This is a genomic window from Brachybacterium sp. AOP42-C2-15 (genome assembly GCF_052377065.1).
In the GTDB taxonomy this organism is placed as follows: domain Bacteria; phylum Actinomycetota; class Actinomycetes; order Actinomycetales; family Dermabacteraceae; genus Brachybacterium.
Genome location: NZ_JBQSWK010000013.1, coordinates 73,404 through 89,926, shown reverse-complemented (window position 1 = coordinate 89,926; position 16,523 = coordinate 73,404). Strand labels below are relative to the sequence as shown.

General features: G+C 68.7%; 16 protein-coding genes and 3 tRNA genes. 14 read left to right on the top strand and 5 right to left on the bottom strand.

The window, feature by feature from the left end:
• Positions 1 to 108: 108 nt before the first annotated feature.
• Positions 109 to 597, bottom strand: a complete 489-nt coding sequence (locus tag ACT3SQ_RS09320; protein ID WP_442332215.1) for a YajQ family cyclic di-GMP-binding protein — start codon at positions 595 to 597, stop codon at positions 109 to 111.
• A 197-nt stretch (positions 598 to 794) separates the two neighbouring features.
• Here ACT3SQ_RS09320 and ACT3SQ_RS09315 point away from each other — a divergent pair.
• The 10 genes from ACT3SQ_RS09315 to ACT3SQ_RS09270 all read left to right on the top strand — a co-directional run bounded on the left by ACT3SQ_RS09315 (position 795) and on the right by ACT3SQ_RS09270 (position 6,973).
• Positions 795 to 876: transfer RNA gene (locus tag ACT3SQ_RS09315), tRNA-Tyr, on the top strand.
• Between the two features lie 85 nt (positions 877 to 961).
• Positions 962 to 1,034 (top strand) — tRNA-Thr (locus ACT3SQ_RS09310).
• 53 nt (positions 1,035 to 1,087) lie between these two features.
• Positions 1,088 to 1,164, top strand: a tRNA-Met gene (locus ACT3SQ_RS09305).
• Positions 1,165 to 1,261: 97 nt separating this feature from the next.
• Positions 1,262 to 1,432 carry a 50S ribosomal protein L33 gene (rpmG, locus tag ACT3SQ_RS09300; RefSeq protein ID WP_029360274.1) on the top strand — a complete coding sequence of 57 codons (171 nt, stop codon included), beginning with the start codon at positions 1,262 to 1,264 and terminating at the stop codon, positions 1,430 to 1,432.
• A 218-nt stretch (positions 1,433 to 1,650) separates the two neighbouring features.
• Positions 1,651 to 2,100: an FAS1-like dehydratase domain-containing protein gene (locus ACT3SQ_RS09295; RefSeq protein ID WP_441445603.1), complete on the top strand. Its 450-nt coding sequence runs from the start codon at positions 1,651 to 1,653 to the stop codon at positions 2,098 to 2,100.
• Between the two features lie 82 nt (positions 2,101 to 2,182).
• Positions 2,183 to 2,665 carry a MaoC/PaaZ C-terminal domain-containing protein gene (locus tag ACT3SQ_RS09290; protein ID WP_441445602.1) on the top strand — a complete coding sequence of 161 codons (483 nt, stop codon included), beginning with the start codon at positions 2,183 to 2,185 and terminating at the stop codon, positions 2,663 to 2,665.
• Positions 2,662 to 3,789, top strand: a complete 1,128-nt coding sequence (locus ACT3SQ_RS09285) for a UDP-N-acetylmuramate dehydrogenase (RefSeq protein WP_441445601.1) — start codon at positions 2,662 to 2,664, stop codon at positions 3,787 to 3,789. The genes ACT3SQ_RS09290 and ACT3SQ_RS09285 overlap by 4 nt, the downstream gene beginning before the upstream one ends.
• Before the next feature lie 85 nt (positions 3,790 to 3,874).
• Positions 3,875 to 5,143: a serine hydroxymethyltransferase gene (gene glyA / locus ACT3SQ_RS09280; RefSeq protein ID WP_441445600.1), complete on the top strand. Its 1,269-nt coding sequence runs from the start codon at positions 3,875 to 3,877 to the stop codon at positions 5,141 to 5,143.
• A 112-nt stretch (positions 5,144 to 5,255) separates the two neighbouring features.
• Positions 5,256 to 6,155: a bifunctional methylenetetrahydrofolate dehydrogenase/methenyltetrahydrofolate cyclohydrolase gene (locus tag ACT3SQ_RS09275; protein WP_441445599.1), complete on the top strand. Its 900-nt coding sequence runs from the start codon at positions 5,256 to 5,258 to the stop codon at positions 6,153 to 6,155.
• On the top strand, positions 6,152 to 6,973 hold the full coding sequence (locus tag ACT3SQ_RS09270; protein ID WP_442332214.1) for an exodeoxyribonuclease III: 822 nt from the start codon (positions 6,152 to 6,154) through the stop codon (positions 6,971 to 6,973). The genes ACT3SQ_RS09275 and ACT3SQ_RS09270 overlap by 4 nt, the downstream gene beginning before the upstream one ends.
• Before the next feature lie 118 nt (positions 6,974 to 7,091).
• On the opposite strand, the gene ACT3SQ_RS09265 is transcribed toward ACT3SQ_RS09270, so the two are convergent.
• From ACT3SQ_RS09265 to sdhC, 4 genes are all read right to left on the bottom strand, one after another.
• Complete coding sequence (locus ACT3SQ_RS09265) at positions 7,092 to 7,853, bottom strand: succinate dehydrogenase iron-sulfur subunit (RefSeq protein WP_444592108.1); 762 nt, start codon at positions 7,851 to 7,853, stop codon at positions 7,092 to 7,094.
• Positions 7,853 to 9,628: a succinate dehydrogenase flavoprotein subunit gene (gene sdhA / locus ACT3SQ_RS09260; protein WP_444601072.1), complete on the bottom strand. Its 1,776-nt coding sequence runs from the start codon at positions 9,626 to 9,628 to the stop codon at positions 7,853 to 7,855. The genes ACT3SQ_RS09265 and sdhA overlap by 1 nt, the downstream gene beginning before the upstream one ends.
• 76 nt (positions 9,629 to 9,704) lie before the next feature.
• On the bottom strand, positions 9,705 to 10,163 hold the full coding sequence (gene sdhD / locus ACT3SQ_RS09255; protein WP_442332212.1) for a succinate dehydrogenase, hydrophobic membrane anchor protein: 459 nt from the start codon (positions 10,161 to 10,163) through the stop codon (positions 9,705 to 9,707).
• A 2-nt stretch (positions 10,164 to 10,165) separates the two neighbouring features.
• The gene (sdhC, locus tag ACT3SQ_RS09250; protein ID WP_441443343.1) at positions 10,166 to 10,543 is read right to left on the bottom strand and encodes a succinate dehydrogenase, cytochrome b556 subunit; all 378 of its coding nucleotides are present in this window, start codon (positions 10,541 to 10,543) and stop codon (positions 10,166 to 10,168) included.
• A gap of 274 nt (positions 10,544 to 10,817) precedes the next feature.
• Here sdhC and ACT3SQ_RS09245 point away from each other — a divergent pair, with 274 nt between their 5' ends.
• From ACT3SQ_RS09245 to ACT3SQ_RS09230, 4 genes are all read left to right on the top strand, one after another.
• Positions 10,818 to 12,005 (top strand): mannose-1-phosphate guanylyltransferase, encoded by a 1,188-nt coding sequence (locus tag ACT3SQ_RS09245; RefSeq protein WP_442332211.1) that lies wholly within the window; start codon positions 10,818 to 10,820, stop codon positions 12,003 to 12,005.
• A gap of 91 nt (positions 12,006 to 12,096) precedes the next feature.
• On the top strand, positions 12,097 to 13,338 hold the full coding sequence (locus ACT3SQ_RS09240) for a M20 family metallopeptidase (RefSeq protein WP_441443341.1): 1,242 nt from the start codon (positions 12,097 to 12,099) through the stop codon (positions 13,336 to 13,338).
• Positions 13,339 to 13,679: 341 nt separating this feature from the next.
• Positions 13,680 to 14,798, top strand: a complete 1,119-nt coding sequence (locus ACT3SQ_RS09235; protein ID WP_441443340.1) for a BMP family lipoprotein — start codon at positions 13,680 to 13,682, stop codon at positions 14,796 to 14,798.
• A gap of 104 nt (positions 14,799 to 14,902) precedes the next feature.
• Complete coding sequence (locus ACT3SQ_RS09230; protein ID WP_442332218.1) at positions 14,903 to 16,474, top strand: ABC transporter ATP-binding protein; 1,572 nt, start codon at positions 14,903 to 14,905, stop codon at positions 16,472 to 16,474.
• The last annotated feature ends 49 nt before the right edge of the window (positions 16,475 to 16,523 follow it).

Here is a 16,523-nt window from a genome sequence, read left to right as displayed (position 1 = left end):
GGGGTGCGGGGCCTTCCTCCATGCTGTGGGCGTCAGGCGTCAGGCGTCAGGCGTCAGGCGTCAGGCGTCAGGCGTCAGGCGTGGGGTACCGGTGCCGGCGCCTTGGCCTCAGCGGTAGTTGACGAACTGGAGCGCGACATCCAGATCCTTGCCCTTCAGCAGGGCGATGACCTCCTGCAGATCATCCCGGCTCTTGGAGGAGACGCGCAGCTCGTCCCCCTCGATCCGCGCCTTGACCGCCTTCGGGCCCTCTTCGCGGATCAGCTTCGAGATCTTCTTGGCGTCCTCGGTGCTGATGCCCTCCTTGAGCGCAGCGGCCAGGCGAGTCTCCTTGCCGGACTGCTTGGGCTCGTCCACCTCGAGCGCCTTCAGTGAGATCCCGCGACGGATGAGCTTGGACTGGAGCACATCCAGCACGGCGAGCACCCGCTCCTCCGCGTTGGCGGTCATGACGATCTCGTCGCCGCTGAGCGTGATCGACGCCCCGGTGCCCCGGAAGTCGTACCGCTGCCCGACCTCCTTCACTGCCTGGTTGACAGCGTTGTCGATCTCCTGGCGATCGAGCTTGCTGACGATGTCGAACGATAAATCTGCCACGGTGGGTCCTTCCTTCAGGCGGCCGCACGGGTGGGCCGCACCCCCATTGTCCACGAGCCGCGCGGAGAGCTGTGATGCTCTTCATGCGTCCCGATGCCCCTCCGAGTTCGCATCGGCGGCGGGACGCCGCTATGCTGATTCAGGTCCGCTTCCGGCGGCCACGCGATCCAGGTCGGGTGGGCAGCGGGAGCAGTCGCGGCAGATTACCCGAGTGGCCAAAGGGAGCTGACTGTAAATCAGCTGGCATTGCCTACGGGGGTTCGAATCCCTCATCTGCCACTGCGGAGGGTCCATGTGATCCGAAGCACCGGGGTCCGCCCCCGAATTGCCTCCGGGCAAGGAGGCGGGTAAGGTTTACCGGGTTGCCCTGATAGCTCAGTCGGCAGAGCGTCTCCATGGTAAGGAGAAGGTCAAGGGTTCGATTCCCTTTCAGGGCTCTGATGGATGCGGCGGCCCGTTCTCATTCGAGACGGGCCGCTTCATCGGTCACGCCGGGGTAGCTCAGACGGTTAGAGCGCACGACTCATAATCGTGAGGTCGCGGGTTCGATCCCCGCCCTCGGTACCACACCGGTCATCACCGGCGTGCAGAATCCACATCCCCCGAGCACGGGGACCCACGAGGCGCGCTGCGGAGCGCGTCACCCGGACGAAAGAGGCGAACCGTGGCGAGCAAGAGCTCTGACGTGCGTCCCAAGATCACCATGGCCTGTGTTGACTGCAAGGCGCGCAACTACATCACCAAGAAGAACCGTCGCAATACGCCGGACCGGCTGGAGCTCTCGAAGTTCTGCCCGACCTGCGGCAAGCAGACGGCTCACCGCGAGACCCGCTGAGCGAGTCGAACGCACTTCCACGAAGGCCACCCGGATCATCCGGGTGGCCTTCGTCGTTCTCCGGGGCTGTCGACGCCGGACCTGGTCGCGGCGATGGGTTCGGTCACCGTGACAGAAACGGGATCCAGCGTGCCGAGGCACCGCCACCGCACGCCGACGGTGAGATGATCGAGGGGTCCACATTCGTCGGCCCCGCCGACCCGACCTCGGGAGACATCGTGACCACCACCCCCGATCCCGCCTTCGCAGGGCGCACTTACCCGGCCGGACCCGTGCACACGGTCTCCGCTGCGAAGATCATCGAATTCGCCCACGCCACCGGCGCCGGGTCGCCGGTGCACACAGACGCCGAGGCCGCGCGCAGCGCTGGCCACGCCGACGTGGTCGCTCCGCCGACTTTCCTGGTATCCCTCGCACAGGCCACGGAGGCGCAGTACATCGAGGACCCTGCCGCAGGCATCGACTTCCGCCGGGTGGTGCACGGGGAGGAAACCTTCACCCTCCACCGACCCGTTGTGGCCGGGGACCGCCTGGTGCCGACCCTCACCGTCGAAGCGGTCCGAGCCGCCGGTGGACACTCGATGATCACCACCCGCGTGGACCTGACTGATGAGGCCGGCTCCGATGTCGCCAGCGTGCGCAGCATGCTCGTCGTCCGCGGCGCCTGAGCCTGACTCGCGCCCGCCGCGCCCGCCGCACTCTCCGCGCCTTCCCTCGCCACGCCCGCCTCCCCGGAAACCAGGAGCAGACATGACCGCCACCACTCCCACCCCTGTGGACCTCGCCGACCTGGTCATCGGCCAGGAGCTCGCCCGTACCCGGCACGAGATCACCCGCGACACGCTCGTGCGATATGCCGGGGCCTCGGGGGACTTCAACCCCATCCACTACAACGACACCGTCGCCGCCGAGGCCGGGCTCCCGGGCGTGATCGCCCACGGCATGCTCACCATGGGCGTCGCGGTCACCGGGCTGCTCGACGCGATTGCGGATCCCACCGCTGTGCGTGCCTACACGACCCGTTTCACGAATCCGATCCCGGTGCCCGCGACCGGCACCGTGACCCTCGAGGTGAGCGCCGTCGTCGCAGCGATCGATGAGGCCGCACGGACGGCCAGGGTGGACATCACCGCGGAGGTGGATGGCACCAAGGTGCTCGGTCGTGCCCGTGCCACCCTCGCACTCCCGGCCGTCGACTCCTCCGAGACCCGCACCGGGAACGATGCCGCATGAAGCTCTCCGACCTGACCACCCTTCGGATCGGAGGGCAGATCCGCAAGTTGATCGAAGCCCGCACCGCCGATGAGGTGATCGAGGCGGTCGCCGCGGCCGACGCCGCAGGCGAGCCTCTGCTGGTGCTTGGCGGTGGCTCGAACCTGGTCGCCTCCGATGCGCCGTTCGACGGCACGGTCGTGCTCCTGCGGGACCCGGAAGACCCACCGCTGCTGGACGCCACCTGCGAGGTCGGCGCCTTCGGTGAGCCGGACGGCATCCCTGTGGACCCGGCCGAGCTCACACCGCTGGACCCTACCTGCGGCGGCGCCATCGTCGAGTACTTCGCCGGGGTGAACTGGGACCGCGCCGTGCGCTACGCGATCGCTCGCGAGATGGTCGGGGTCGAGGCACTCTCGGGCATCCCCGGCACCGTCGGCGCCACTCCGATCCAGAACGTCGGCGCCTACGGGCAGGAGGTCGCCTCGACCATCTCCCGAGTGCGCACCTGGGACCGGGAGAAGAACGCGGTGCGTACCTTCTTCGCCGCCGACTGCGGATTCGCCTACCGCGACAGCCTCTTCAAGCGCACCCGATACTCGGGCCCGGTGCCGTCGGCCACCGGCCGATACGTCGTGCTCTCGGTGACCTTCCAGCACACCATCGGCTCCCGCTCGGCCCCGATCCGCTACGCCCAGCTCGCCCAGGCGCTCGGCGTCGAGGTCGGGGAGCGGGCCCCGATGAGCGCGGTGCGGGAAGCAGTGCTGCGGATCCGCGGCGACAAAGGAATGGTGCTGGACCCGCTCGACCACGACACCTGGAGCGCCGGGTCGTTCTTCACCAATCCGATCCTCGCGCCGGGGGAGGCGGCACTGCTGCCCGACGGTGCGCCGCGCTACGAGGTCGACGGCGGACGGGTGAAGACCAGCGCCGCCTGGCTCATCAGCCACGCCGGCATCGAACGCGGACATGCGCTCGGCGAACGCGCCGCAGTCTCCACCAAGCATTCCCTCGCCCTGACCAACCGCGGCGGTGCGAGCAGTGATGACCTGGTGGCGCTGGCCCAGGATGTCCAGCAGCGGGTGGAACAGGCTTTCGGCGTGCACCTGGTCCCCGAACCGGTGAGGCTCGGCCTCGAACTCTGAGCCGCCGCGCGGCGATCCGGTCCTGCAACCTAAGATGGCAGGACGGCGTCCACCGCCGATCCGCCCCGACACTGCAGGAGGCCCTGTGAACGTCCTCGACCAGTCCATCTCCGAGCTCGACCCGGACATCGCCCAGGTGCTCGACCGTGAGCTGGCGCGCCAGCAGCGCACGCTCGAGATGATCGCGAGCGAGAACTTCGTTCCCCGTGCAGTGCTGCAGGCACAGGGGTCCGTGCTCACGAACAAGTACGCCGAGGGCTACCCGGGCCGCCGCTACTACGGCGGCTGCGAAGAGGTCGACGTCGCCGAGCAGATCGCGATCGACCGCGCGAAGGAGCTCTTCGGCGCCGAGCACGCCAATGTGCAGCCCCACTCGGGTGCGTCCGCGAACGCCGCGGTGATGCACGCCCTGGCTCGCCCCGGTGACAAGCTCATGGGCCTCTCCCTGGCGCACGGCGGCCATCTCACCCACGGCATGAAGATCAACTTCTCCGGCCGTCTCTACGACATCGTCGCCTATGAGACCGAGCCCGAGACCGGCCAGATCGACATGGCCAAGGTGCGCGAGCTGGCCGTCGCCGAGCAGCCCAAGGTGATCGTGGCAGGCTGGTCCGCCTACACCCGCCAGCTCGACTTCCCCGCCTTCCGTGAGATCGCCGATGAGGTCGGTGCGGTGCTCTGGGTCGATATGGCCCACTTCGCGGGACTGGTCGCCGCGGGACTGCACCCCAGCCCCGTCCCCTACGCGGACGTGGTCTCCACCACCATCCACAAGACCATCGGCGGGCCCCGCTCCGGCATGATCCTCTGCAAGGAGAAGTGGGCCAAGAAGATCGACTCGGCAGTGTTCCCCGGCCAGCAGGGCGGTCCGCTGATGCACGTCATCGCAGCGAAGGCGATCGCGCTCAAGATCGCCGGGACCGAGGACTTTAAGGACCGTCAGGCCCGCACCCTCGAGGGCGCGAAGATCCTCGCAGATCGTCTTCAGGCCGAGGACGCCAAGGCGGCCGGCGTGAAGCTGATCTCCGGTGGCACCGACGTGCACCTGGTGCTGGTGGACCTCGTCGACAGCGAGCTCGACGGCCAGCAGGCCGAGGACCGCCTGCACGAGGCCGGGATCACCGTGAACCGCAACGCCGTCCCCAACGACCCGCGCCCGCCGCGCGTCACCTCGGGCCTGCGCATCGGCACCCCGGCGCTCGCCACCCGCGGCTTCGGCGCCGAGGAGTTCACCGAGGTCGCCGATGTCATCGCCCTGGCCCTGACCGGTGGCGCGGACCTCGAATCGCTGCGCGCACGCACCGCGGCACTCGCCGAGGCGAAGCCGCTGTACGCCGATCTCCAGCAGTACTGAGCAGCCTCGTGGGGCCCGGCACACCGCGCCGGGCCCCACACGTGTCCCTGCATCCAGGGACCCCGCTGCAGCATCTGCACCACCCACCACCCCTGAGAACCCTAGGAGCGCCATGACAGCTCAGATCCTCGACGGCAAGGCCACCGCGAAAGCGATCAAGGAGGAGCTTGCCGAGCGCGTTGCGCGACTCGTCGAGGGCGGGCATCAGCGCCCGGGCCTCGCGACCGTGCTGGTGGGCGAAGATCCGGGCAGCGCCGCCTATGTGCGCGGGAAGCACCGCGACAGCGAGCAGATCGGACTGAACTCGATCCAGAAGCACCTCCCGGCGGATGCCACCCAGGAGGACGTCGAGGCAGTGGTCGATGAGCTGAACGCCGACCCCGCCTGCACCGGATATATCGTGCAGCTCCCGCTGCCGAAGCAGATCGACACCGATGCGATCCTCGAACGGATCGACCCGGCCAAGGACGCCGACGGGCTGCACCCGACGAACCTCGGCCGCCTGATCCTCAACGCCTACACCGAGATCGACACCCCGTTGCCCTGCACCCCGCGCGCCGTGATCGAGCTGGTGCGGCGCCACGGCCAGGACTTCCGCGGCAAGGACGTGGTGGTCGTCGGCCGCGGCATCACCGTCGGCCGCTCCATCGGCGCGCTGCTGACCCGCCGCGAGCACAACGCGACCGTCACACTGTGCCACACCGGGACCACGGATCTTCCGTCCCACCTCCGCCGTGCCGACGTGATCGTCGCCGCCGCCGGCGCCGCCCACCTGGTCCGTGCCGAGGACGTCAAACCCGGCGCGATCGTGCTCGACGTCGGGGTCTCCCGTCAGGAGGATCCCGAGGGTGGCAGGGCGAAGCTCGTGGGTGACGTGGATCCTGCCGCCGCCGAAGTCGCCGGCTGGATCAGCCCCAACCCCGGTGGCGTCGGGCCGATGACCCGTGCGCTGCTGCTGAAGAATGTCGTCGAGGCGGCCGAGCGCGCCGCCGGGATCGAGGTGCCCGCGTGAGCCTGACAGTCGCGACCGTCAACGTCAACGGACTGCGTGCCGCCGCTCGGAAGGGAATGGCCGACTGGCTCGCCTCCACTCCGGCGGACGTCATCACCCTGCAGGAGGTGCGCGCCCCTGAGGAGCTGCTCGCCGGCCTCATGGGGGAGGGCTGGTCCATCGTGGGAGAGGCCTCGCAGCTGAAGGGACGCGCCGGGGTGGCGATCGCCGCCCGCACCTCCCTGGAGCGCATCGACCTGGCCGGTGTGCGCCGTGGCCTGCCGGGTCTCGACGAGGATGCCCACACCGGCCGCTGGCTCGAGGCCGACCTCGAGGACCCGCTGGGAGACGGCACCACGATGACGGTCATCTCCTGCTACATGCACTCGGGCAACACCGAGAAGCCGCAGACGATGATCGACAAATATTCCTTCCTGGACGTGATGATGGAGCGCCTGGAGGCGCTGCGGGGCGACGGCCGCCATGTGGTGCTCACCGGGGACATCAACATCGCCCACACCGAATGGGACATCAAGAACTGGAAGGGCAACCTGAAGTCCGCCGGGTTCCTGCCCGAGGAGCGCGCATACCTCGATCGCCTCACCACCGCCGCCGGGTACGTGGACGTGCACCGCACCCTCCACGGTGACGGCCCTGGCCCTTACACCTGGTGGTCGCAGCGGGGCAAGGCCTTCGACAACGATGCGGGCTGGCGGATCGACTACCAGCTCGCCACCGAGAGCCTGGCCGCGAAGGCGACCTCCGCGCAGGTGGATCGTGCGCCGAGCTACGACACGCGCTGGTCCGATCACGCCCCGCTGGTGGTCAGCTACTCCTGAGCCGCCCTCTGTGCCCATGCATCCCTGAGACGACGAATGTGCGCTGGGGACCGATGATCTCTCGAACATCAGTCCCCAGCGCACATTCATGGGCCCGGCAGGCCCGGGAGCCGGTGGCTCAGACGCGGCCGCGGATCACGGCCTGCTTGACCTCGGCGATCGCCTTGGTGACCTGGATGCCGCGGGGGCACGCCTCGGTGCAGTTGAAGGTGGTGCGGCAGCGCCACACGCCCTCCTTGGAGTTCAGGATCTCCAGTCGCTGCTCACCGGCGTCATCGCGCGAGTCGAAGATGAAGCGGTGCGCGTTGACGATCGCGGCGGGGCCGAAGTACTGCCCGTCGGTCCAGAACACCGGGCACGAGGAGGTGCACGCGGCGCAGAGGATGCACTTGGTGGTGTCGTCGAAGCGCTCGCGCTCCTCGGCGGTCTGCAGCCGTTCGCGGCTGGGCTCCTGACCCTTGGCGACCAGGAAGGGCATGACCTCCCTGTAGGAGTCGAAGAACGGCTCCATGTCGACGATCAGGTCCTTCTCCACCGGGAGGCCCTTGATGGGCTCGATGGTGATGGGCTTGTCGATGTCGAGATCCTTGAGCAGCGTCTTGCAGGCCAGACGGTTGCGACCGTTGATCCGCATCGCGTCCGAACCGCAGATCCCGTGGGCGCACGAGCGACGGAAGGTGAGCGAACCATCCTGGTGCCACTTGACCTCATGCATCGCATCGAGCACCCGGTCGGTGCCGTGCATGGTGACGGTGAAGTCCTCCCAATGGGTGCCCTTGTCATCCTCGGGGTTGAAGCGAGCGATGCGCAGGGTGACCTGGAACGAGGGGACCTCATCGGCCGTGGCGTCGGCCTCCGGCTTCTCAGCGACGGCAGTCATCAGAACGTACGCTCCTTCGGCTCGTAACGGGTGATCACGACGGGCTTGGTGCCCAGACGGATCGAGGTGCCCTCGAGGCCCTCCTCCTCGGGGAGGGTGCGATAGGCCATGGTGTGCTTGAGGAAGTTGACGTCGTCGCGCGCCTCGTAATCCTCACGGAAGTGGCCGCCGCGGGACTCCTTGCGCTCGAGCGCGCCGAGCGCGACGATCTCCGCGAGGTCCAGCAGGAAGCCGATCTCCTCGGCTTCCATCAGGTCGAGGTTGTACCGGCGACCCTTGTCCTGGATGGCGACGGTCTCATAGCGCTTCTTGAGCGCCTTGATGTCGGCGAGGGCCTGGCGGCAGGTCTCGTCGGTGCGGAACACCTGGACGTTCGCGTCCATCGTCTCCTGCAGCGCGCTGCGGATGTCGGCGATGCGGTCCTCGGTCGCCGGGCGGTCGCGCAGCCGCTCGAGCAGCTCGACGGTCGGCGCCTCGAGGCCCTCCGGGATCTCTGCCAGCTCGACCTCCGCGGCGTGCTCCGCGGCGGCGATGCCGGCGCGGCGCCCGAAGACGTTGATGTCCAGCAGCGAGTTGGTGCCCAGGCGGTTGCCGCCGTGGACCGAGACGCAGGCGGTCTCCCCGGCGGCGTACAGGCCGGGGATCACGTCGGTCGCGTTGCGGAGCACCTCACCGCGGATGTTCGTGGGGATGCCACCCATGCCGTAGTGCGCGGTGGGGAACACCGGGATCGGATCCGTGTACGGCTCGACCCCGAGGTAGGTGCGGGCGAACTCGGTGATGTCCGGGAGCTTCGCATCGATGTGCGAGGGCTCGAGGTGAGTGAGGTCGAGGTAGACGTAGTCCTTCTTCGGACCGGCGCCGCGGCCCTGCCGCACCTCGTTCGCCATCGCTCGTGCCACCACGTCACGGGGGGCTAGGTCCTTGAGCGTCGGGGCGTAGCGCTCCATGAAGCGCTCCATCTCGCTGTTGCGCAGGATGCCGCCCTCGCCGCGGGCCGCCTCGGAGAGCAGGATGCCCAGCCCGGCCAGGCCCGTCGGATGGAACTGGAAGAACTCCATGTCCTCCAGCGGAATACCGCGACGGAAGGCCATCGCGGGGCCATCACCGGTGAGGGTGTGAGCGTTCGAGGTGGTCTTGAAGATCTTGCCGAAGCCACCGGAGGCGAAGATGACGGACTTCGCGCGGAAGATGTGAAGCTCGCCGGTGGCGAGCTCGTAGGTGACCACGCCGGAGGCGCGCACACCCTCGTCACTGCGCGGATCACCGGTCATCAGCACATCGAGCACGTAGTACTCGTTGAAGAACTCGACCTCCTGCTTCACGCAGTTCTGGTAGAGCGTCTGCAGGATCATGTGACCGGTGCGGTCCGCGGCGTAGCAGGAGCGGCGCACCGGAGCCTCGCCGTGGTCGCGGGTGTGCCCGCCGAAGCGTCGCTGGTCGATCTTGCCCTCGGGCGTGCGGTTGAACGGCAGGCCCATCTTCTCCAGATCGAGCACCGCATCGATGGCCTCCTTGGCCATCACCTCAGCGGCGTCCTGGTCGACCAGGTAGTCACCGCCCTTGACGGTGTCGTAGGTGTGCCATTCCCAGTTGTCGTCCTCGACGTTGGCGAGGGCGGCGCACATGCCGCCCTGGGCGGCGCCGGTGTGGGAGCGGGTGGGGTAGAGCTTGGTGACGACCGCGGTGCGGGAGTTCTTCGAGGACTCCAGGGCCGCGCGCATGCCGGCACCGCCGGCGCCGACGATCACCACGTCGTAATTATGGGTCTGCATGTCTGGTGACTGCTCCGTTTCGGGTCGACCGGGAAGAGTGGAGGGGCGGCCGATGGGATCGACCGCCCCGGGGGCGTCAGCCCTCGCAGAAGGAGGGCAGCAGGCTCGGCTCGGCGCCGACCGGGCAGGGCTCGAAGGTGAAGATCACCAGGGTGCCCAGGATGATCGTCACGATCACGGCGAAGTACAGCAGGCCCTTCAGGACCATCCGCAGACGATCACCGCGCGCGTAGTCGTTGATGATCGTGCGCACGCCGTTGCCGCCGTGGATCAGGCCCAGCCACAGCATCAGCAGGTCCCAGACCTGCCAGAAGGGGTTGGCCCATTTGCCGCCGACGAAGGCGAAGTCGATGCCCTTGACGCCCTGGCCGAGCCAGAGGTTCACGAACAGGTGGCCGAAGACGAGGATCACCAGCAGCACGCCGGAGGCTCGCATGAACATCCACGAGAGCATCTCGGCGTTGATCCCGCGCTGGCCGGTGCGGCGGTAGCGGGTGGTGGGATCCGGGATAGAGGTTCCGGTCTGTGCACTCATGGTCACGCTCCGAACATGTGCATGAGGTGGCGGGGGAGGAAGCCGGCCATGAGGATGGCCCAGACGATCACCACACCCCAGAACAGGCTGCGCTGGCGCTTGGTCCCCTGGGACCAGAAGTCCACCAGGATGATGCGCAGGCCGTTGAGAGCGTGGAAGAGGATCGCGCCGACGAGGCCGACCTCGCCGAGGCCGAACACCACCGTCTTGTAGTGCCCGATCACCTCGTTGTACGCCTCGGGGGAGACACGGACGAGAGCGGTGTCCAGGACGTGCACCAGCAGGAACAGGAAGATGAGCATTCCTGAGATGCGGTGGGCGACCCAGGACCACATGCCCTCGCGTCCGCGATAGAGCGTCCCGGATTGGGCTGAAGCCACGGAGATCCTCCAGAAGCGTCGGGATGAAGCCGGGAACGTTGACGAGATGCCATGGAGAGAGGCGCGTGGCGCGCCCGGGCAGAGCTCGGGCGACCTTCGCGTCCTGGGCGCCGCGCAGGCGACCATTTCACGACACGGCGACATCATCATCGCCCCCGACAGGGGCCCTGCCAGCGTAGCACCAGGCAGGGCCGCTGCTGTGCGGTGCGGCGGGTCCCGTGATGGTGGTGGGGGCTGCCCTGGTCTGGGATCGCGGGGCGGATACGCTGGCACGATGCCCCAGGCTCCTTTCGTTCCCGTGATCCCCGCCGGTGGTGCCGGCACCCGACTGTGGCCGCTCTCACGCCGCTCCCGCCCCAAGTTCCTGCTGGACCTCACCGGAGAGGGTCGCTCCCTCCTGCAGAGCACCGTGGCGCGGCTGGAGCCGCTCACCGACCAGCCGCCGATCGTGGTCACCGGGAGTGGTCACGAGGCGGCGGTGCGCGAGCAGCTGGACCAGCTCGGCATGCCGGCGGTCGTGCTGGCGGAGCCTTCACCGCGCAACTCGATGCCCGCCATCGCGCTGGCCGCAGCCCTCGTCGAGCGGGAGCAGCCGGAGGCGGTCATCGGCTCCTTCGCCGCTGATCATCTGATCGACGACCAGGAGTCGTTCGGCCGCGCCGTGGCCAGCGCCCGGGAGGCGGCAGAACTCGGATACCTGGTGACCCTCGGGATCCGTCCGACCCACCCGGCCACCGGATTCGGCTACATCGAGCAGTCCACGCCGGGACCTGCCGGTCAGGAAGACCCTGAGCTCGCGACGAGCGGCGCGCTGCCCGTCGCACGCTTCGTGGAGAAGCCGGATCGCGAGCGTGCCGAGCAGTTCCTGGCAACCGGGCGCTTCCTCTGGAACGCCGGCATGTTCGTGGTGCGCGCCTCCGTGCTGCTCGACGAGCTCGCTGCCCAGATCCCGCCGCTCGCGCGCGGGGTCCGCGAGATCGCCGCTGCGCACGGCACCGAACGGTACGACGAGGTGCTCGCACGGAACTGGCCCCGACTCACCTCGATCGCGATCGACCATGCGCTGGCCGAGCCGCTCGCCGCGGAGGGGAAGGTCGTGGTGGTGCCCACCAGCTTCGGCTGGGACGACGTCGGAGACTTCGGGGCGCTCGCCCGGCAGCTGCGCGCCAGGGCCGCGAACGGCTCCCGGGGAGTCGGCGGCGCCGGCCTCCGTACGGAGGACGGGAACGGGCCTCTGGACGCGAGGGATGTCCGGGTGCTGGGAAGCGCCGAGGTCGATGCCGTCTCCTCGCGGGCCACGGTGTACGGTGCCACGGATCGCCACATCGCCCTGGTCGGGCTGGACGGCATCAGCATCGTCGACACCGAGGACGCGCTGCTGGTGCTCGCCGACGCACAGGCGCAGGACCTCACCACGCTCGTCGCCCGTCTCGAAGAGCGGGGGCTGGGCCACCTGCGCTGACGTCGACCGCCCGCAACGGCCACCGCGAACGGCGCTGGACCTCGGTGAGCCTCGCCGATGGCCATCCCGAACAGACGCAGGGAGTGCACAGGTGGAGCAGTCGCAGCAGGTGCTGCTGGGGACCGCGCAGCAGCGGTCGATGCTGGGGCCGGAGGGCCTGATCGCCCGGACGGTGGCCGAGAAGTCCGCCGACCTCCGCGAGGTTCGGCGCCACCTCCACCGGAACCCCGAGCTCTCCCATCAGGAGCACGCGACCACGGACTACATCGTCGAGCAGCTCAGTGTGCTCGGCCTCTCTCCGCGACGTATGGCGCACACCGGCCTGCTCTGCGACATCCCGGGCAACGATCCCTCCCTCGGTCTGATGGCCCTGCGCGCCGACATGGATGCGCTCGGCATCCCGGAGCTGAGCACCGTCGCGTTCCGCTCCTCCGTCGACGGGGTGTCCCACGCCTGCGGGCACGACGTCCATATGAGCGCGGTGCTCGGCGCTGCGACCGCCCTGGTGCGGGTGGCAGAGGCCGGCGGCCTGCAGCGAGGGGTCAGGCTCGTCTTCCAGCCCGCCGAGGAGATGCACCCCTGCGGCGCCCTCGAGCTGATCGGCCAGAACGTGCTGGACGGCGTGGACTCGATCCTCGCCCTGCACTGCGACCCGGGCGTCGACGTCGGCCACATCGGGCTGAAGTCCGGCCCGATCACCTCCGCCACCGATCCGGTGAAGATCATGGTGCGCGGTGCCGGCGGTCATACTTCCCGGCCCCACCTCACCCAGGACCTGGTCTACGCGCTCAGCTCCATCGCCACCCAGCTGCCAGCCGCGCTCACCCGTCGCATGGATCCGCGTTCCGGCGTCAACCTCACCTGGGGCAGCATCCACGCCGGCTCCGCCTTCAATGCGATCCCCAGCAGCGGCACCCTCGAGGGGACCCTGCGCTGCCTGGACCACGACGCCTGGGACCAGGCTGAGGAGCTGCTGGAATCCGTGCTCGCGGACCTCGTGCGTCCCTGGGGCGTCGACGCCAGGGTCATGCATGATCGCGGCGTGCCGCCGGTCTCCAACAGTCCCTCCAGCGTCGAGGTGCTGGCCGCCGCGGTGCGCGGCGTGCTCGGCAGTGAGAACCTCGATCCGACCGCGCAGTCGCTGGGCGGCGAGGACTTCGCCTGGTACCTCGAGAAGGTGCCCGGCGCGCTGGCCCGGCTCGGCACCCGCACCCCGGGCGGCCGCACCTTCGACCTCCATATGGGGGACCTGATGATCGACGAGCGTGCGATCGGTATCGGTGCCTCGGTGCTCGCGGCGGCCTGCGTGCAGCGGGACCTGCTCCCCTCCTGAGGCTGACACGTTCCTGCTCTGACCTCTTTTCTGGCCTGGCCCCGGGCCTGGCATGCCCCACTCCTGGCTTGACCTCCCTCCTGGCTTGGCCCGGCCTGGCCCGGCCCGGCCTGGGCTGGGCCGGGCTGGGCTTGTCCTGATTCCGAGCCGGACCTCGAGGGTTCGCTCTGTGTTCGCATATACGTCACATCCGCGTCGATTTCATAACGGTTCACGGACTGGGACCGAAGCGGCCTCACACGGGTGCTCCGCGCGGATATGGTCCAGATCGCACGGCGACAGCGTTGTCGCCACGGACCCCAGGGGGCGATCCGGCCCCTCATTAGACCGAAGGAACCTTCATGAAGAGCATCACGCGTGCCCTCGCCCTGGTCGGCGCCGGCGCCCTGACCCTCGCCGCCTGCGGCACCGCCCCCGAGGAGACCGCAGGGAGCGGCGGCGGCAGCGATGCCGGCGGCGCCTCGAGCGACTACAAGGCCTGCATGGTCTCCGACGCCGGCGGCTGGGACGACAAGTCCTTCAACGAGTCCAGCTACAACGGCCTTCTCGCAGCCGAGAAGAGCCTCGGCATCGAGACGAACACCGCGGAGTCGACCACGGTCTCTGACTTCGAGCCGAACATCAACAACATGGTCACCGAGGGCTGCGACCTGATCATCACGGTCGGATTCCTGCTGGCGCCCGCCACCGGCAAGGCCGCTCAGGCGAATCCCGACACCGACTTCGCGATCGTCGACTCCACCGCGCAGGACGCGGACGGTGCGCCGATCGAGCTCGAGAACGTCAAGCCGATCGAGTTCAACACCGCTGAGGCCGCGTTCCTCGCCGGTTACCTCGCCGCAGGCACCAGCGAGACCGGCAAGGTCGCGACCTACGGCGGCGTCAACATCCCCACCGTCACCATCTTCATGGATGGCTTCGTCGACGGCGTCGCGCACTACAACGAGACCCACGGCACCGACGTCCAGGCACTCGGCTGGGACAAGGAGTCCCAGCAGGGCTCCTTCACCGGTGACTTCGACGACCAGTCCAAGGGCAAGGCCGTCTCCGACGAGTTCTACAACGCAGGCGCGGACATCGTGATGCCCGTGGCCGGCCCCGTGGGCGCCGGCACCCTCGCCGCTGCCAAGGAGAGCGAGGGCCGCATGGTGATCTGGGTCGACGCCGACGGGTACGAGACCAACTCCTCCGACCCCGATGCCCAGTCGGTCATCCTCACCTCTGTCATGAAGGAGATGACCACCGCAGCTGAGGACGTCATCACCGGTGCTGCGGGTGGCGAGTTCGACGCCACTGCGTACGTGGGCACCCTCGAGAACGGCGGCGTGGGCCTGGCACCGTTCCACGATCACGAGGACACGGTCTCCGATGAGCTCAGCGGCGAGCTGGACTCCCTGAAGCAGGAGATCATCGACGGCAACGTGGTCGTCGAGTCCAAGGCCACTCCCGCGGCGGCCTGATCCGCTGAACGCTGCGCGGTCCCCGTCCATGAGGGCGGGGACCGCGTATCGTGTCCCACCCCGCTCGGCCGGAGGACCGGTCGGCACCGATGGAAGCGAGTGCTGTGAAACTCGAACTGCGCGGGATCACGAAGACCTTCGGGACCTTCGTGGCCAATGACGCCATCGACCTCGTCGTCGAACCCGGGGAGATCCATTCCCTGCTGGGGGAGAACGGGGCCGGCAAGTCGACCCTGATGAACGTGCTCTACGGGCTCTACCGGCCCGACGGCGGCCAGATAGTGATCGACGGGAAGCCCGTCTCCTTCTCCGACCCCGGGGACGCGATGGACGCCGGCATCGGGATGGTCCACCAGCACTTCATGCTGGTGCCGGTCTTCACCGTCGCCGAGAACATGGTGCTGGGCCACGAGCCGACCAAGGGCGGTCTGCTCGACCTCGCCGCCGCGAGGAAGCTGGTACGGGATATCTCCGCCCGCTTCGGCTTCGATCTCGATCCCGACGCGCTGGTCGAGGACCTCCCCGTCGGCGCCCAGCAGCGGGTCGAGATCATCAAGGCGCTCAGCCGCCGCGCCGAGGTGCTGGTGCTGGACGAGCCCACCGCCGTGCTCACCCCGCACGAGACCGACGAGCTGATGGCGATCATGCGTCAGCTGCGCGACGAGGGCACCTCGATCGTCTTCATCACCCACAAGCTCCGTGAGGTCAAGGCGGTCTCCGACCGCATCACTGTGATCCGTCGCGGCAAGGTGGTCGGCCAGGCGGACCCCAGCGCGGATCAGGCCGAGCTCGCCTCGCTGATGGTGGGCCGCCAGGTCTCCCTGGCACAGGAAAAGAACGAAGCCGCACCGGGAGAGGTCGCCCTCGAGGTCACCGATCTGCGGGTCACCGACGCGGCGGGGACCCGGACCCTGGACGGCGTCTCCTTCGAGGTGCGCCACGGGGAGGTGCTCGCGATCGCCGGCGTGCAGGGCAACGGCCAGACCGAGCTCACCGAGGCGCTGCTGGGGCTGCAGGACACCGTGTACGGCTCCGTGAAGCTCGAGGGCCGGGAACTGGTCGGTCGCAGCACCAAGCAGGTGCTCGACGCGGGCGTCGGCTTCGTGCCCGAGGACCGCACCCACGACGCGCTGGTCCCCGACTTCTCCGTCGCCGAGAATCTCGTGCTGGACCAGCACGACCGCCCGCCCTTCGGCAGCGCCCTCGCGATGAAGCTGCGTGCCATCAGGGACAACGCCCAACGGCTGATTCCGGAGTTCGACATCCGCACCGAGTCTCCCGTCTCCGCCGTCTCCACCCTGTCCGGCGGCAACCAGCAGAAGGTGGTCATGGCGAGGGCGCTGAATCGTGAGCTCTCCCTGCTCATCGCATCCCAGCCGACCCGCGGCGTGGATGTCGGCTCGATCGAGTTCCTGCACCGTCGCATCCTCGACGAACGAGACAAGGGGACCCCGGTGGTGATCGTCTCCACCGAGCTCGACGAGGTCACCCAGCTCGCGGACCGCATCGCCGTGATGTACCGCGGAGCCATCCTCGGGATCGTCCCCGGGGACGAGGACCGTGATGTCCTCGGACTGATGATGGCTGGCTACACCGCTGAGGCTGCCCGGGAGGCCGTCGCCTCGGGCGCCCGCACCACTGATTCCCAGCTCGCCGACGAAGGAGACATCGCGTGATGAGCGCCGTTCATCGACGTACTGCGAGGGACGAGCGCAAGGGGAGGAA

Excerpts from the sequence above, each read along its gene's own strand:
- sdhD (WP_442332212.1), bottom strand. The coding sequence starts at position 10,163 with ATGAGTGCACAGACCGGAACCTCTATCCCGGATCCCACCACCCGCTAC.
- ACT3SQ_RS09290 (WP_441445602.1), top strand. The coding sequence starts at position 2,183 with ATGACCGCCACCACTCCCACCCCTGTGGACCTCGCCGACCTGGTCATC.
- ACT3SQ_RS09275 (WP_441445599.1), top strand. The coding sequence starts at position 5,256 with ATGACAGCTCAGATCCTCGACGGCAAGGCCACCGCGAAAGCGATCAAG.
- ACT3SQ_RS09235 (WP_441443340.1), top strand. The coding sequence starts at position 13,680 with ATGAAGAGCATCACGCGTGCCCTCGCCCTGGTCGGCGCCGGCGCCCTG.
- ACT3SQ_RS09265 (WP_444592108.1), bottom strand. The coding sequence starts at position 7,853 with ATGACTGCCGTCGCTGAGAAGCCGGAGGCCGACGCCACGGCCGATGAG.
- ACT3SQ_RS09245 (WP_442332211.1), top strand. The coding sequence starts at position 10,818 with ATGCCCCAGGCTCCTTTCGTTCCCGTGATCCCCGCCGGTGGTGCCGGC.
- sdhA (WP_444601072.1), bottom strand. The coding sequence starts at position 9,628 with ATGCAGACCCATAATTACGACGTGGTGATCGTCGGCGCCGGCGGTGCC.
- ACT3SQ_RS09285 (WP_441445601.1), top strand. The coding sequence starts at position 2,662 with ATGAAGCTCTCCGACCTGACCACCCTTCGGATCGGAGGGCAGATCCGC.